Origin of the sequence: Burkholderia sp. BCC0097 (assembly GCF_902832985.1) — a bacterium.
Classification (GTDB): Bacteria; Pseudomonadota; Gammaproteobacteria; order Burkholderiales; family Burkholderiaceae; genus Burkholderia; species Burkholderia orbicola.
Genome location: NZ_CADFDM010000006.1, coordinates 326951 through 341158, shown reverse-complemented (window position 1 = coordinate 341158; position 14208 = coordinate 326951). Strand labels below are relative to the sequence as shown.

Below are 14208 nucleotides of genomic sequence, written 5' to 3'. Positions count from 1 at the left end.
CGGAGTGAAAGGGCTCAGAACAGCTCGCGCACGCGGTGGTACAGCATCCCGAGTTCGAGCGCGGGTTGCCGCCACGCATCGCCGCCGGGAAAGCGCCGGTGACGCAGGCGGGCGAACAGGTCGAACGTGCGCGTGTCGCCCGCGATCGCGCCGGCGACCGCGCGTCCGGCGATGCCGGTGAGCGCGACACCGTGGCCGCTGAAGCCCTGGACGTAGAAGAAGTTCGGATCGATCGCGCCGAAATCCGGCGCGCGGTTGCGCGTGACGTCGACGAAGCCGCCCCATGCGTGGTCGACGCGCACGTCGCCGAGCTGCGGGAACACGCCGACCATGCGCTGCCGGATCGTTTCGGCGAGCGCGGCGGGCGACGCGCCGGCCGAATTCGCGCGGCCGCCGAACAGCATCCGGTGGTCGGCCGACAGCCGGAAGTAGTCGAGGAAGAAGTTGTTGTCGCACACGGCTTCGCGTCGGGCGATCAAGGCGTCGGCGCGCGCGCGGCCGAGCGGCTCGGTCGCGATGATGTACGACGCGACGGGCGCGATGCGCGCGGCGGTCGCGGCCGGCAGCACGCCGCCGGGGCCCGCGTTGCAGCACGACACGACGAAGCGGCAGCGCACCTCGCCCGACGGTGTGCGCACCACGGGCCGCGCGCCGCGCGCGACGTCGAGCGCCGGCGTGTGTGCGTACAGCGCGACGCCCTCGCGGCGTGCGGCATCGGCGAGACCGAGGCAGTACCTGAGCGGATGCAGATGGCCCGACAGCGGATCGTGCACGCCGGCCAGATAGCGCGTCGATGCGATGCGCGCGTGGATCTCGCCGGTATCGAGCCACGCGAGCGACGGATGGCCCCAGCGCGACGTCGCGGCGTTCATCCACGCACGCAGGTCGTCGATGCGGCGCGGCTTCGTCGCGACCGTCAGGTAGCCGCGCGTGAAGTCGCAGTCGATCCCGTAGCGCGCGATGCGCTCGGCGATCAGCGCGACGCCGTCGAGCGACAACGACCACGCGGCGCGCGCGCCGTCGGGGCCGAGCTGCTTCTCGATCACGTCGTCTTTCGCGAAGCCGGTGATCGCCTGGCCACCGTTGCGGCCCGACGCGCCCCAGCCGGGCCGCTGCGCGTCGATCACGGCGACCGACAGCCCGCGCGCGCGGCAGTCGAGCGCCGTCGACAGGCCCGCGAAGCCGGCGCCGATCACGCAGACGTCGACGTCGATCGCCGCCTCGAGGATCGGATCGTCGGCCGCGGGCCGCGTGGCCGTGGCTTCGTAATACGAGTCGCGCGCGAGCGCATCGGCGCGGCGGGTGAAAGACTGCGTCATCAAAACGACTCCCTCGAAAAGGCTGCAACCCGCCCGCAGCCACCCCTGAAAACGGCGCGGGACGCCGTGCGCACGGCACGGCGCCCCGCGCGTGCCGCATCAGAACGAATAGATGAACTGCGTCGCGAGCAGGTCGTTGGACTTGCCGTACGACCCGTCGTTGCGCAGGAACACCTTGTTGTTCGCCCAGTCGTGCCGGTATTCGACCTTCACGGTGATCTGCTGGGTCGGATAGAACAGCAGGTCGAGCGCGACGTCCTGGCGCACCGCGCCCTTGCACTCGAAGCCCAGGCCGCCGCCGGCCTTCGACTGCGCCAGGCAGTCCGCATCGACGCCGAAGCCGTTGCTCGGGTCCATCCCGTTGCCGTTCAGCGCGATGCCGCCACCGCCGCCGCCGTTCTTCGAGTTCGCGAGCAGGTCGTAGCGCAGCGTCACGCCCATGCGGCCGACCACCGGCGCGTTGAACTTGCGGTGCGCGAGCAGCGACAGCCCGTACCACTGCGCGAGCCCGCCGTTGAACGCCGCATGCTGCTGCCGGCCGTAGTCGACTTCGGCGTTGTACTGAATGTCGGCGAGCGTGTAGGTCGCGTCGAGTTCGCCGAAGAAGAACGAGCCGTACGCGCTCGGCGCCGCGCCGCCCGGGCCGTAGCTGACGGCACCAGTGGTTGGGTCGATCGCGCTCGCCAGCGTCTGGCGCCCGATGTTGAACGAGCCGCCGAGATCGAGCGCGCTCGACCACGTGTAGTCGGCGCGCGCGGTGAAGGTCGGCACCTTGTTGCTGGTGGTGATCGGGTCGCCGAGCGCATTGGTACCCGTCTGCGTGACCGAACCGTAGGTGCGGTACTGCTCGTTGCCGAGGAAGAACTTCCACGCCCATGCGCCCTTCGTGTAGTTCGCGCCGATACCGACGTAGCTGCCCGGATCGGAGAAATCGTACAGCAGGTTGTGCGTGAGCGTGAGCATCTGGTTCGACTGCTGCACTTCGTAGCCGCCGAAGCTCGGGATCAGGCCGGCGACCAGCGTCGTCTCGGCAGTGATCGGCACGTTGATCACCGCCGTGTTCAGCAGGTTGTCGGTGATCGAGCCGCGCGAGTTCTGCAGCAGCGTGATGCCGTTGCCGCGGTTCGGCATCAACGTGATCTCGGCCGACGGCGCCATCGGGCCGACGCCGAAGGTCTTCTTGATGTCGAGGTAGAGATCGCCGAACGTGCTGTTGAAGTAGTTGTACGCGTTCTCGTGGTTCGCGAACAGGAACGACGACGTGCCGGCCGCGCGGTTGTAGATGTAGGTCGGATCGATGTAGCCGGTGACCGACAGGCCGGCGAGCGGGCCCGTGTTGGCCGCGTCGGTCAGCGAATCGACCTTCAGCTGCTGGTTCGCGATCTGCTGCTTCATTTCGCTGACCTCGTCGTTGGTCAGCGTGGCCTGCGCCTTGCCGTAGTCCGGCGAGCCCGGATCGGCGGTCGCCGCGACGGCCTTGCCGCCGCCGGCCATGCCGCCGCTCGCGCCGGACGTCGCGACGACACCCGCGCCGCCCGGCTTCGCGGCGAGCTGCGCCTGCATCGCCTTCATCTGTTTCTGCAGCGCCGCGACCCGCGCCTGCAGCGCCTTGATTTCGGCGGATGTCGAGCCGGCCAGCGCGATGCCCGGCAACGCGCCGGCCACCAGCAGGCAGATCAGTTTCTTCTTCATTGCGGATTCTCCTAGTCGTGCGCCTGTCAAATCGGGATCGAATCGCGCGCCCCCCCTGGGGCAGCGCGCCTTGCTTGTCTGCAGTGCTTGTTATCCTCGAAGCGGGAGACGAGCGGTCAAGCCGCCGCGAACGCGGCCTTCAAGTCGGCCATCCGGCGACGCTCGCGCGCGATCATCATCCGGTTCACGACGATCACGCCGATCGTCACGGCCGTGATGAACAGCGTCGCCAGCGCATTCATCTCCGGGTTCAGCCCCAGCCGCACGCGCGAGAACACCACCAGCGGCAGCGTCGTCGAGCCCGGACCGGACAGGAACGCCGACAGCACCAGATCGTCGATCGACAGCGTGAACGACAGCAGCCACCCCGACAGCAGCGCCTGCGAGATCAGCGGCAGCGTCACCACGAAGAACACCTTCAGCGGCGTCGCGCCGAGGTCGAGCGCGGCTTCCTCGAGCGACTTGTTCATCTCCTTCACGCGCGACTGCACGATGATCGCCACGTACGACACGCACAACATCACGTGGCCGATCCAGATCGTCAGCATCCCGCGCCCTTTCGGCCAGCCGAACATCTGCTCGAGCGCGACGAACAGCAACAGCAGCGAGATCCCCTGGATCACCTCGGGAATCACCAGCGGCGCGTTGATCATCCCCGTGTACAGCGTGAAGCCCTTGAAGCGGCCGAAGCGCGCGAGCACGAAGCCGGCCCACGTGCCGATCACGACCGACGCGGTGGCCGTCAGCAGGCCGATCTTCAGCGACAGCCACGCGGCGGTCAGCAGCTCGTCGTCGTCCAGCAGCGCCGCGTACCACTTCAGCGAGAAGCCGGACCACACGGTGACCAGCTTCGACTCGTTGAACGAGTACACGACGAGGCTGATGATCGGGATGTACAGGAACAGGAAGCCGAAGGCGAGAACGCCCGTCGACAGCGGTTTGCTCGGCTTGATCATTTCGCGTCTCCCAGTTCCTTGACCTGGTAGTACTGGAACAGCGCCATCGGCACCAGCAACAGCAGCACCATCGCGACCGTCACCGCGGACGCCATCGGCCAGTCCATGTTGTTGAAGAATTCATCCCACATCACGCGGCCGATCATCAGCGTGTCGGCGCCGCCGAGCAGCTCCGGAATCACGTACTCGCCCACCGCCGGGATGAACACCAGCAGGCTGCCGGCGATGATCCCGTTCTTCGACAGCGGCAGCGTGATGCGCGTGAACGCGACCCACGGTTTCGCGCCGAGGTCGTACGCGGCTTCGAGCAGCGTCAGGTCCATCTTCACGAGGTGCGCATAGAGCGGCATCACCATGAACGGCAGGTACGAATAGACCATGCCGATATAGACGCCCGCATCGCTGTGGTAGAGCCGCAGCGGCGTGTGGATGATGCCGAGCGCGATCAGCGTGTGGTTCAGCAGGCCGTCGTCCTTCAGGATGCCGATCCATGCGTACACGCGGATCAGGAACGACGTCCAGAACGGCAGCATCACGGCCATCATCAGCACGTTGCGGCGGTTCGGCTCCGAGCGCGCGATGTAGTACGCCATCGGATAGCCGATCAGCAAACACAGCACCGTCGACACGGCGGCCATCTTCAGCGAGCTGAGATAGGTCGCGATGTACAGGTCGTCCTGCAGCAGGAACGCGTAGTGCGACATCTGCAGCGCGAAGTGCACGACGCCGTCCTTGATCTCGACGAGCGACGTGTACGGCGGGATGCCCATCACCTGGTCGGCGAAGCTGATCTTCAGCACCAGCACGAACGGCAGCGCGAAGAACACGGCCAGCCACAGGAACGGCACGCCGATCGCGACGTCGCGGCCCGACGGCAGGAAGCGCGACAGCGCGGCGAAGCGGCCGCGGCGGGCATGACCCGCGCCGGTTCGCGCGGCGCCGGTCGACACCGGCGCGGAAGGGGTGGAAGCGGAGGTTCTCATCGTGGCGTCCTCACTGCGTCAGCACGACGCCGCTGGCCGGCGACCACGACACGAACACGTCGTCGTTCCACGCCGGTGCGCCGTCGTTCATCAGGTGCGAGCTCGACAGGTTCGACACCACCGTCTTGCCGCTCGGCAGACGCACGTGGTACAGCGAATAGCTGCCCATGTACGCGATGTCGGTGACGACGCCGCGCGCCCAGTTGTGCTTCGAGCCCGGCTTCTCGCGCGATACGTGTATGCGTTCCGGGCGCACCGAGATGCCGACCGGCATCCCGAGCGGGCCGGTCACGCCGTGGCTCACGTACATGCGCGTTTCGAGGTCGTCGCTTTCGACGAAGATGTGATCGGGCTCGTCCTCGACGACACGGCCCTCGAACAGGTTGGTCGAGCCGATGAATTCGGCGGAGAAGCGGCTGTTCGGGTATTCGTAGACTTCGCCGGGCGAGCCGATCTGCACGATCTTGCCTTCGCTCATCACCGCGAGGCGGCTCGCCATCGTCATCGCCTCTTCCTGGTCGTGCGTGACCATCACGCAGGTCACGTCGACCTTCTCGATGATGTTCACGAGTTCGAGCTGGGTCTTCTGGCGGATCTTCTTGTCGAGCGCGGACATCGGCTCGTCGAGCAGCAGCAGCTTCGGGCGCTTCACCAGCGAGCGGGCCAGCGCGACGCGCTGCTGCTGGCCGCCGGACAGCTGATGCGGCTTGCGCTTGGCGTACTTGCTCATCTGCACGAGCGCGAGCGCGTCGGCCACGCGTTCCTTGATCTCGTTTTTCGGCGTGCCTTCCTGCTTCAGCCCGAACGCGACGTTCGATTCGACCGTCATGTGCGGGAACAGCGCGTACGACTGGAACATCATGTTGACGGGGCGGCGGTACGGCGGCAGCGACGCGAGGTCCTCGCCGTCGACGAAGATCTTGCCGGAGGTGGCCGTTTCCAGCCCGGCGAGCATGCGCAGCAGCGTGGACTTGCCGCAGCCCGAGCTGCCGAGCAGCGCGAACAGTTCGTTCTTCGCGATCGTCAGGTTCACGTTGTCGACGGCCGTGCTGTCGCCGAATTTCTTCACGACGTTTTCGATGCGCACGAATGCGTCGTTTTGCGTACGGGGCGCGGCGGCCGGTTGGGTCTGGCGTGCGGCAGCGGAAGCGGGTATCGATTGCATGGGATTCACCATTCGTTCTTCACGGATTGCAGGCGTGAGCGTCCCCGCGCGAGGCGCGAAACGCGACTCGCGAGCAACGGCTCGTGCCGGATGGAACTGGGCGCGCGGTGCGCGCGAGCGGACGGACGTCCGCGAATTTCAGGCGGGCAGGCGTACCGCGATGCCTGCGCCGCCGTGATGCATGGCGATCAGTGGCCCGTCTTCAACTGGGCCCACAGACGGTTCTCGAGGCGCAGGATGTCGGCCGGCATCGGCTTCATCAGTACCATCTTCTTCAGCACGTCTTCAGGCGGATAGACGGTCGGGTCCTGCGCGACGGCCGGCGTGACGAACTGATGTGCGGCCTTGTTCGCGGTCGGGTAGAACACCGTGTTGGTGATCGCCGCGTTGACCTTCGGATCGGAAATGTAGTTGATCCACTTCAGCGCGGCTTCCGGGTGCGGCGCATCCTTCGGGATCACCATCACGTCGAACCACAGCAGGCCGCCTTCCTTGGGATTCGAGAACTTGATGTCGTACGAACGCTTCGCTTCCGCCGAGCGACGGTGCGCGATGCCGACGTCGCCCGACCAGCCGAGCACGACGCACACGTCGTTGTTCGCGAGGTCGTTGATGTAGCCGGACGAGTTGAACTGGGTGATGTACGGGCGGACTTTCTTCAGGACTTCGAATGCGGCCTGGTAGTCGCCAGGGTTCTTGCTGTTCGGGTCCTTGCCCATGTATTGCAGCGTGGCGGCGAACACGTCGACGGCCTGGTCGAGGAACGACACGCCGCAGCTCTTCAGCTTCTCCATGTTGGCCGGGTCGAACACCAGCGCCCAGCTGTCGACGGGCGCCTTGTCGCCGAGCGCCTTCTTCACCGCCTGCGCGTTGTAGCCGATGCCGTCCGTGCCGTACGCCCAGGGCACGCCGTACTGGTTGCCCGGGTCGGCGTCCGAGATCATCTTCATCAGCAGCGGGTCGAGGTTCGCGAGGTTCGGAATCTTCGACTTGTCGAGCTTCTGGTACACGCCGGCCTGGATCTGCTTGGCCATGTAGTTCGAGGTCGGCACGACGATGTCGTAGCCCGAACTGCCGGCGAGCAGCTTCGCCTGGAGCGTGTCGTCGCTGTCGTAGTTGTCGTACTTGACGTGAATACCCGTCTGCTTCTGGAAGTTCGGGATCGTGTCCGGCGCGATGTAGTCGGACCAGTTGTAGACGTTCAGCTCGTCGGCATGCGCCGACGGGCTGGCGACCGACGTGAGCGCGGCCGCGGCGGCGAGGGCGGCGACGGAACAGGCTTGGCGAAGAATGCAGGCACGCATGGTGGAATTCCCTTGAGTGATGGCGGCGTGCGGCGCCCGCCGCACGCCTGTAGGCAAAACCGTTACGAAACGCCCAGTTGCCGGGCGGTGGCATCGACGGCCTTCTTCGCCTTCGACACGAGTTCATCGATTTCCTGGCGCGAGATCACGAGCGGCGGCGACAGCAGCATCCGGTCGCCGGTCGCGCGCATGATCAGGTTGCCGTTGAAGCAGAAGTCGCGGCAGATCGTGCCGACTTCGCCGCCGTTCGCGAAGCGGCGGCGTTCGGCCGGCGCTTCGGCCAGTTGCAGGCTCGCGACCATCCCGTGGCCGTGCACTTCGCCGACGATCGGATGACGCGCGAAGGTTTCGCGCATCAGCGCCTGGAAGTACGGGCCGGTGTCGGTCTTCACGCGCTCGACGATGCCTTCGTCGCGCAGCAGCTTCAGGTTCGCTACCGCGACGGCGGCCGCCACAGGGTGGCCCGAGTACGTGAGGCCATGATTGAATTCGCCGTTGTCGATGATCGGGCGCGCGATGCGTTCGTGAATGCCGACCGCGCCCATCGGCACGTAGCCCGACGTGAGGCCCTTGGCCATCGTGATCAGGTCCGGCTCGAAGCCGAAGTGCTGGTGCGCGAACCATTCGCCGGTGCGCCCGAACCCACCGATCACTTCGTCGGCGACCAGCAGGATGTCGTACTTGCGGCAGATCCGCTGGATCTCCGGCCAGTACGTCGACGGCGGGAAGATCACGCCGCCCGCGCCCTGGAACGGTTCGCCGATGAACGCCGCGACGTTCTCCGCGCCGAGTTCGAGGATCTTCGCTTCGAGCTGCTGCGCACGCGCGAGGCCGAACGCTTCGGGCGTCTCGCCTGCTTGCGCTTCGCCGAAGAAATACGGCTGGTCGATGTGCACGATGTGCTCGACCTTCGACGGCATCTGCTCGTGCATGTAGCCCATCCCGCCGAGCGTGCCGCCCGCGATCGTCGAGCCGTGATAGCCGTTCTTGCGCGAGATCACATACTTCTTCTGCGGCTTGCCCTGCACGCGCCAGTATTGATGCACGAGCCGCAGCACGGTGTCGTTGCCTTCCGAGCCGCTGTTGCAATAGAAGAAGTGGTTGAAGCCGGCGGGCGTGACTTCGGCGAGCATCGCGGAAAGCTCGATCACCGGCGGGTGCGTGGTCTTGAAGAACGTGTTGTAGAACGGCAGTTCCTGGATCTGGCGATACGCGGCGTCGGCGAGCTCCTTGCGGCCGTAGCCGACGTTCACGCACCAGAGGCCGGCCATCCCGTCGATCACCTTGTTGCCGTCCGAGTCCCACAGATAGACGCCGTCGGCCTTCACGATCACGCGGCTGCCGGCGCGATTGAGCGCGCCCATGTCGGAGAACGGGTGAATGTGGTGCGCGGCGTCGAGCGCGCGGTATTCGGCGGTCGAGCGCGCCTGCGTCGCGCGCGGCGCGGCGGCCGCGGCGCTCGGCGCGGCCGGCTGGACCCAGGCAGATTCGTTGCGGTAAGTCATGTTTCCTCCGTGATTCCGTATGCTGTGATGCGCGCTTAAACGTGCAGCAGCAGATGGCGGCGTTCCCACGAGCTGATCACGCGGAAGAACGCTTCGTATTCGGTTTCCTTCAGCGCGAAGTACGCCTTGAGGAACTTGGGCCCGAGGATCTCGCCGAGCGGCTCGCACGCGGCCATCAGCGTCAGCCCTTCCTCGAGGTTGCGCGGCAGCTGGTACGGCAGGCTGTAGCCGTCGCTCACCAGCGGCTCGGTCGGCTCCAGGCGCTGCGTCATGCCGAGATAGCCGGCCGCGAGCGTCGCGGCGAGCGCGAGGTACGGGTTGCAGTCGACGCCCGGGATGCGGTTTTCGATGCGGCGCGCGGCCGGGCCCGAATGCGGAATGCGGAACCCCACCGTGCGGTTGTCGTAGCCCCACTGCACGTTGATCGGCGCGGCCATGAAGCGCGACAGGCGGCGATACGAGTTGATGTACGGCGCGAAGATCGGCATCAGCGCCGGCGTGTACTTCTGCAGCCCCGCGAGGTAGTTGTAGAACATCGACGTCGCGCCGCCGGTTTCCGGCGAAGTGAACAGGTTCTGGCCCGTTTCCTCGTCGACGATGCTCTGGTGCACGTGCATCGCCGAGCCCGGTTCGTCTTCCATCGGCTTGGCCATGAACGTCGCGTACATGTTGTGACGCAGCGCGGCCTCGCGCACCGTGCGCTTGAACAGGAACACCTGGTCTGCCAGCGACAGCGCGTCGCCGTGCATGAAGTTGATCTCCATCTGCGCGGCGCCGACTTCGTGGATCAGCGTGTCGATGTCGAGGTTCTGCGCTTCGCAGTACTCGTAGATGTCTTCGAACAGCGGATCGAATTCGTTGACGGCCTCGATCGAATACGACTGGCGGCCCGTTTCAGGGCGGCCCGTGCGGCCGACCGGCGGGCGCAGCGGCAGGTCGGGGTCCTTGTTCATGTCGACCAGATAGAACTCGAGCTCGGGCGCCACGACCGGTTTCCAGCCCTTCGCCTTGTACAGGTCGAGCACGCGGCGCAGCACGTAGCGCGGCGAGATCTCGACCGGCGAGCCGTCGAAATGCACGCAGTCGTGGATCACCTGCGCGGTCGGATCGACGGCCCACGGGATCAGGCGGATCGTCGACGTGTCGGGCACGCACACCATGTCGGGGTCGGTCACGCCGGTGAGCGACCCGTCTTCCGGGTATTCGCCGGTAACGGTCTGCACCATCACGGCCTGCGGCAGGCGCATCGATTCGCCGGACGTGAACTTGTTGCGCGGCGTGATCTTGCCGCGCGCGATGCCGGCCATGTCGGGGATGATCGCCTCGACCTCGGTGATCCGATGCTGCTTCAGAAAGTCTTCGATGTCTTGCATGTCTGTTCTCGTTGTCTGGTGGGCGCGCTCAGGCGAGCGCGGCGGCGGCGATGGCGCGCGTGCGTTCGGCGCGGCGGGCGCGGCACGCATCGCCGAACGCGCGGAAGATCGCGCTCGACAGCGGGTCCTGCGCGTGTCGCCATTCCGGATGCCACTGCACGGCCAGCGCGAACGCCGGTGCATCGACGACGCTCACGGCCTCGATCAGGCCATCCGGTGCGACGGCCTCGACGGCGAGGCCGGAGCCGAGCTGAGCGATGCCCTGCTTGTGCAGCGAGTTCACGTGCACTTCGTCGCGGCCGCCGGCGAGCGCATGCAGCTTGCCGCCGGGCGTCAGGCGCACGACGTGCGCGGGGCCGTATTGCGTATCCATCGGCGCGTCGTCGTCCTCGCGGTGATCGGCGAAGCCGGGCACTTCGTGTACGCGCTGGTGCAGCGTGCCGCCGCAGACGACGTTCAGCTCCTGGAAGCCGCGACACAAGGCGAGCACGGGCACGCCCGCGACGATGGCCGCGCGCAGCAGCGGCAGCGTCGTTGCGTCGCGTGCGGGGTCGTGCTTCGTGCCGGGCTCGCTCGGCTCGCCGCCGTACCGATGCGGCTCGACGTTCGAGTAACTGCCGGTAAACAGCAGCCCATCCACGGCGTCGAGCACGTCGGCGCTCGACTGCCGCTCGCCGAGCGCCGGCAGCACCATCGCGAGCGCATGCGCGCCATCGACGATCGCGGCGACGTATTTGTCGCCGACCGTATGCGACGCATGCGCGCCGATCTGGGTGAGGTCGGCGGTAATGCCGACGAGAGGTTTCCTTTCCATGACGTCAATCAGTAATCCGTAGGGACGTGACGCGCGTCGGCCCGAATGCGGCAAAACGCAGGCGCGACACGACCCCGCAGCCGGGCGCAAGGCGCACGGCCGCTGGTGAATGGGCGCAACGGGATGGCGTGGCGATCCGCGCTGCGCGCGACGGTCAGGCCGTCGTTCGTTTCATTGCGATACGCGACGCGGCAACGCATGCGCGAACGCGTGCCGTCACCGCACGGACGATGCGGTTGGCGAATCGACAGAAAAAACGAACGACGTGAAGAAAGGAGAGGCGCTACGGCAGCAGCGACGCCACTTCGTCGGTATCGACGGCGACGAATGCGCGTGCGGAAACGGCGTTGTGGCGCCGAACGGAACGACGGGACAGGATGGTGTAGATCGACAGGTGAAGCAGGCGAGGACTATGCCAGCCGCAACTGCCGTCGGAAGCGGGAACGGCGCTGCGCAAACTTCGCACATCGCCTCGATCCCACCTCACCAGAGGGCCACGGACTCTCACGATTACACTCGACTGGTTTGTTGAAAGTATTGAACACCCGATCGTTTCGACGCGCTGGGCGTTTAAAATAATCAAGGTGCCGGCCCCGCATCATTTACATTCGCTGGTATCGATTGTTGCGTTGCGATAACGCTTTTCGATGCCTGTGAAAGCCTGATGACGCTGACCTGAGAGCCAGCATATACGAGCCAATAACGGCGTCAAATGTTTTTTTAAGGTCCTGCATCAGGGCTTTCCCGAGCGTGAAAACAAAAGATTCATAAAAGGAATAATCGACACGGTGTCCATTATTTCGAACGCCTTTCAGGGTTTTCCCCGCTGATGTGCGGCATAAAGTGATTAGAATATTCAACGGCAGTCCGCCGCGTCGTTTCACTTTGTCACCGCACTTATCGTGTCCGAAACCGAATCGATGTCCACCGAAGTCGCCGAGCGCCTGCGTTTCGTGCGCAACAAGCATGGCCTGTCGCAGCGCGAACTCGCGAAGCGCGCCGGCGTCACCAACGGCACGATCTCGCTGATCGAGCAGGGCCGCGTGAGCCCGTCGGTCGGCTCGCTGAAGAAGCTGCTCGAATGCATCCCGATGAGTCTCGCGGAATTCTTCACGTTCGAGCTCGTCGAATCGCGCGCGGTCGTGTCGCGTCGCGACGAGATGCCGAACCTCGGCAACGAGTCGCTCGCGTTTCATCTGGTCGGTGCGAACGTGAAGGATCGCAACATGTGCATCCTGCGCGAGATCTACCAGCCGCTGGCGGACACGGGGCCCGAGATGCTGGTGCACGCGGGGCACGAGGGCGGCGTCGTCGTGTCGGGCCGGCTCGAGCTGACCGTCGACGGCGCGACGTGGCTGCTCGACCCCGGAGACGGCTACTACTTCGAGAGCCGTTTGCCGCATCGTTTTCGCAATCCCAGCGCGGAACTGATCTGCGAGGTCGTCTCGGCCAATTCGCCGGCGACCTTCTGACCGCGCGTCACCGCATTCGCTGCAGGCCGGCTGCGTGCCACGTGCGCGGCGTGCCGCATCGCGAATGCCACAACATTGAGGCATCCTCATGAACAAGTTGACTTTGGCTGACTGGCAACACAAGGCGGCGTCGCTCGAGATCGAAGGGCGCGCATTCATCGATGGCGCGTCGCGCGACGCGCACGGCGGCAAGACGTTCGACTGCGTGAGCCCGATCGACGGCCGCGTGCTGGCGAAGGTCGCCGACTGCGGCGAAGCGGACGTGAACGCGGCCGTCGCGGCGGCCCGCCGCGCGTTCGACGCGGGTGTGTGGGCCGGCTTGAATCCGCGCGAGCGCAAGGCCGTGCTGCTGCGCTGGGCCGCGCTGATGCGCGCGCATCTCGACGAACTGTCGCTGCTCGAGACGCTCGACGCGGGCAAGCCGATCGGCGACACGACCACGGTCGACGTGCCGGGCGCCGCGTACTGCGTCGAATGGTTTGCGGAAGCGATCGACAAGGTCGGCGGCGAGGTCGCGCCGGCCGATCACCATCTCGTCGGTCTCGTCACGCGCGAGCCGGTCGGCGTGGTGGCCGCCGTCGTGCCGTGGAACTTCCCGATCCTGATGGCCGCGTGGAAATTCGGCCCCGCGCTCGCGGCCGGCAACAGTGTCGTGCTGAAGCCGTCGGAGAAATCGCCGCTGACCGCGATCCGCGTCGCGCAGCTCGCGTTCGAGGCCGGCATTCCGGCAGGCGTATTCAACGTCGTGCCGGGCGCGGGCGAACCGGGCAAGCTGCTCGCGCTGCATCGCGACGTCGACTGCATCGCGTTCACGGGCTCGACGGCGGTCGGCAAGCTGATCATGCAGTACGCGGCGCAGTCGAACCTGAAGCGCGCGTGGCTCGAGCTCGGCGGCAAGTCGCCGAACATCGTGCTGCCCGATTGCCCCGATCTCGACCGCGCGGCGCAGACGGCGGCCGGCGCGATCTTCTACAACATGGGCGAGATGTGCACGGCTGGCTCGCGGCTGCTCGTGCATCGCGACATCAAGGACGCGTTCATCGAGAAGCTCGTCGCGGCCTCCCGCGCGTACGTGCCGGGCAATCCGCTCGATCCGTCGGTATCGATGGGCGCGATCGTCGACGGCATCCAGCTCGAGCGCGTGCTGGGTTACATCGAAGCGGGGCGCGGCGAAGGCCGGCTCGGCACGGGCGGTGCGCGCGTGAACGCGGAAACGGGCGGCTTCTACGTGGAGCCGACGGTGTTCGAGGTGAAGCCCGATGCGAAGATCGCGCGCGAGGAAATCTTCGGGCCCGTGCTGTCGGTGATCGTGTTCGACGACGTCGACGAAGCCGTGCGGATCGCGAACGACACCGAATACGGGCTGGCCGCGGCCGTGTGGACGTCGAACCTGACGACCGCGCACGACGTGTCGCGCCGGTTGCGCGCGGGCACCGTGTGGGTGAACTGCTATGACGAGGGCGGCGACATGAACTTCCCGTTCGGCGGCTACAAGCAGTCGGGCAACGGCCGCGACAAGTCGCTGCATGCGCTCGAGAAGTACACGGAACTGAAGTCGACGCTGATCCGGCTGCGCTGACGCGAGGCCGGGGCGGGCGCGTCGCCGTGCGGCGCTGCGCCCGCGG

General features: G+C 66.3%; 12 protein-coding genes. 2 read left to right on the top strand and 10 right to left on the bottom strand.

What is annotated here, in order from left to right; genetic code table 11:
• Positions 1 to 14: 14 nt before the first annotated feature.
• The 10 genes from HWX07_RS22025 to HWX07_RS36995 form a co-directional block, all read right to left on the bottom strand.
• The gene (locus HWX07_RS22025; protein WP_175877671.1) at positions 15 to 1319 is read right to left on the bottom strand and encodes an FAD-dependent oxidoreductase; all 1305 of its coding nucleotides are present in this window, start codon (positions 1317 to 1319) and stop codon (positions 15 to 17) included.
• A 99-nt stretch (positions 1320 to 1418) separates the two neighbouring features.
• Positions 1419 to 3011, bottom strand: a complete 1593-nt coding sequence (locus tag HWX07_RS22020) for a DUF3138 family protein (protein ID WP_175877670.1) — start codon at positions 3009 to 3011, stop codon at positions 1419 to 1421.
• Between the two features lie 116 nt (positions 3012 to 3127).
• Positions 3128 to 3967 carry an ABC transporter permease subunit gene (locus HWX07_RS22015; RefSeq protein WP_006477582.1) on the bottom strand — a complete coding sequence of 280 codons (840 nt, stop codon included), beginning with the start codon at positions 3965 to 3967 and terminating at the stop codon, positions 3128 to 3130.
• On the bottom strand, positions 3964 to 4950 hold the full coding sequence (locus HWX07_RS22010; RefSeq protein WP_175877669.1) for an ABC transporter permease subunit: 987 nt from the start codon (positions 4948 to 4950) through the stop codon (positions 3964 to 3966). The genes HWX07_RS22015 and HWX07_RS22010 overlap by 4 nt, the downstream gene beginning before the upstream one ends.
• 10 nt (positions 4951 to 4960) lie before the next feature.
• Entirely contained in the window at positions 4961 to 6115 is a 1155-nt protein-coding gene (gene potA / locus HWX07_RS22005) for a polyamine ABC transporter ATP-binding protein (protein WP_175877668.1), read from the bottom strand.
• 188 nt (positions 6116 to 6303) lie between these two features.
• A complete protein-coding gene (locus tag HWX07_RS22000; protein ID WP_006477585.1) occupies positions 6304 to 7419 on the bottom strand; it encodes a polyamine ABC transporter substrate-binding protein in 1116 nt (371 codons plus the stop codon).
• Positions 7420 to 7481: 62 nt separating this feature from the next.
• On the bottom strand, positions 7482 to 8924 hold the full coding sequence (locus tag HWX07_RS21995) for an aspartate aminotransferase family protein (protein ID WP_175877667.1): 1443 nt from the start codon (positions 8922 to 8924) through the stop codon (positions 7482 to 7484).
• 35 nt (positions 8925 to 8959) lie between these two features.
• On the bottom strand, positions 8960 to 10297 hold the full coding sequence (locus tag HWX07_RS21990; protein WP_011546392.1) for a glutamine synthetase family protein: 1338 nt from the start codon (positions 10295 to 10297) through the stop codon (positions 8960 to 8962).
• Positions 10298 to 10325: 28 nt separating this feature from the next.
• On the bottom strand, positions 10326 to 11111 hold the full coding sequence (locus tag HWX07_RS21985; RefSeq protein ID WP_175877666.1) for a gamma-glutamyl-gamma-aminobutyrate hydrolase family protein: 786 nt from the start codon (positions 11109 to 11111) through the stop codon (positions 10326 to 10328).
• Positions 11112 to 11394: 283 nt separating this feature from the next.
• Positions 11395 to 11577 carry a hypothetical protein gene (locus tag HWX07_RS36995; protein ID WP_006488040.1) on the bottom strand — a complete coding sequence of 61 codons (183 nt, stop codon included), beginning with the start codon at positions 11575 to 11577 and terminating at the stop codon, positions 11395 to 11397.
• Positions 11578 to 12031: 454 nt separating this feature from the next.
• Here HWX07_RS36995 and HWX07_RS21980 point away from each other — a divergent pair, with 454 nt between their 5' ends.
• Both HWX07_RS21980 and HWX07_RS21975 read left to right on the top strand, forming a co-directional pair.
• The gene (locus HWX07_RS21980; RefSeq protein ID WP_175877665.1) at positions 12032 to 12583 is read left to right on the top strand and encodes a cupin domain-containing protein; all 552 of its coding nucleotides are present in this window, start codon (positions 12032 to 12034) and stop codon (positions 12581 to 12583) included.
• A gap of 88 nt (positions 12584 to 12671) precedes the next feature.
• On the top strand, positions 12672 to 14162 hold the full coding sequence (locus tag HWX07_RS21975; protein ID WP_175877664.1) for an aldehyde dehydrogenase: 1491 nt from the start codon (positions 12672 to 12674) through the stop codon (positions 14160 to 14162).
• The last annotated feature ends 46 nt before the right edge of the window (positions 14163 to 14208 follow it).

What these genes read in the sequence shown, in the direction of transcription:
- HWX07_RS22025 (WP_175877671.1), bottom strand. Translation starts at nt 1,319, where the DNA reads ATGACGCAGTCTTTCACCCGCCGCGCCGATGCGCTCGCGCGCGACTCG.
- HWX07_RS22020 (WP_175877670.1), bottom strand. Translation starts at nt 3,011, where the DNA reads ATGAAGAAGAAACTGATCTGCCTGCTGGTGGCCGGCGCGTTGCCGGGC.
- HWX07_RS22015 (WP_006477582.1), bottom strand. Translation starts at nt 3,967, where the DNA reads ATGATCAAGCCGAGCAAACCGCTGTCGACGGGCGTTCTCGCCTTCGGC.
- HWX07_RS22010 (WP_175877669.1), bottom strand. Translation starts at nt 4,950, where the DNA reads ATGAGAACCTCCGCTTCCACCCCTTCCGCGCCGGTGTCGACCGGCGCC.
- potA (WP_175877668.1), bottom strand. Translation starts at nt 6,115, where the DNA reads ATGCAATCGATACCCGCTTCCGCTGCCGCACGCCAGACCCAACCGGCC.
- HWX07_RS22000 (WP_006477585.1), bottom strand. Translation starts at nt 7,419, where the DNA reads ATGCGTGCCTGCATTCTTCGCCAAGCCTGTTCCGTCGCCGCCCTCGCC.
- HWX07_RS21995 (WP_175877667.1), bottom strand. Translation starts at nt 8,924, where the DNA reads ATGACTTACCGCAACGAATCTGCCTGGGTCCAGCCGGCCGCGCCGAGC.
- HWX07_RS21990 (WP_011546392.1), bottom strand. Translation starts at nt 10,297, where the DNA reads ATGCAAGACATCGAAGACTTTCTGAAGCAGCATCGGATCACCGAGGTC.
- HWX07_RS21985 (WP_175877666.1), bottom strand. Translation starts at nt 11,111, where the DNA reads ATGGAAAGGAAACCTCTCGTCGGCATTACCGCCGACCTCACCCAGATC.
- HWX07_RS21980 (WP_175877665.1), top strand. Translation starts at nt 12,032, where the DNA reads ATGTCCACCGAAGTCGCCGAGCGCCTGCGTTTCGTGCGCAACAAGCAT.
- HWX07_RS21975 (WP_175877664.1), top strand. Translation starts at nt 12,672, where the DNA reads ATGAACAAGTTGACTTTGGCTGACTGGCAACACAAGGCGGCGTCGCTC.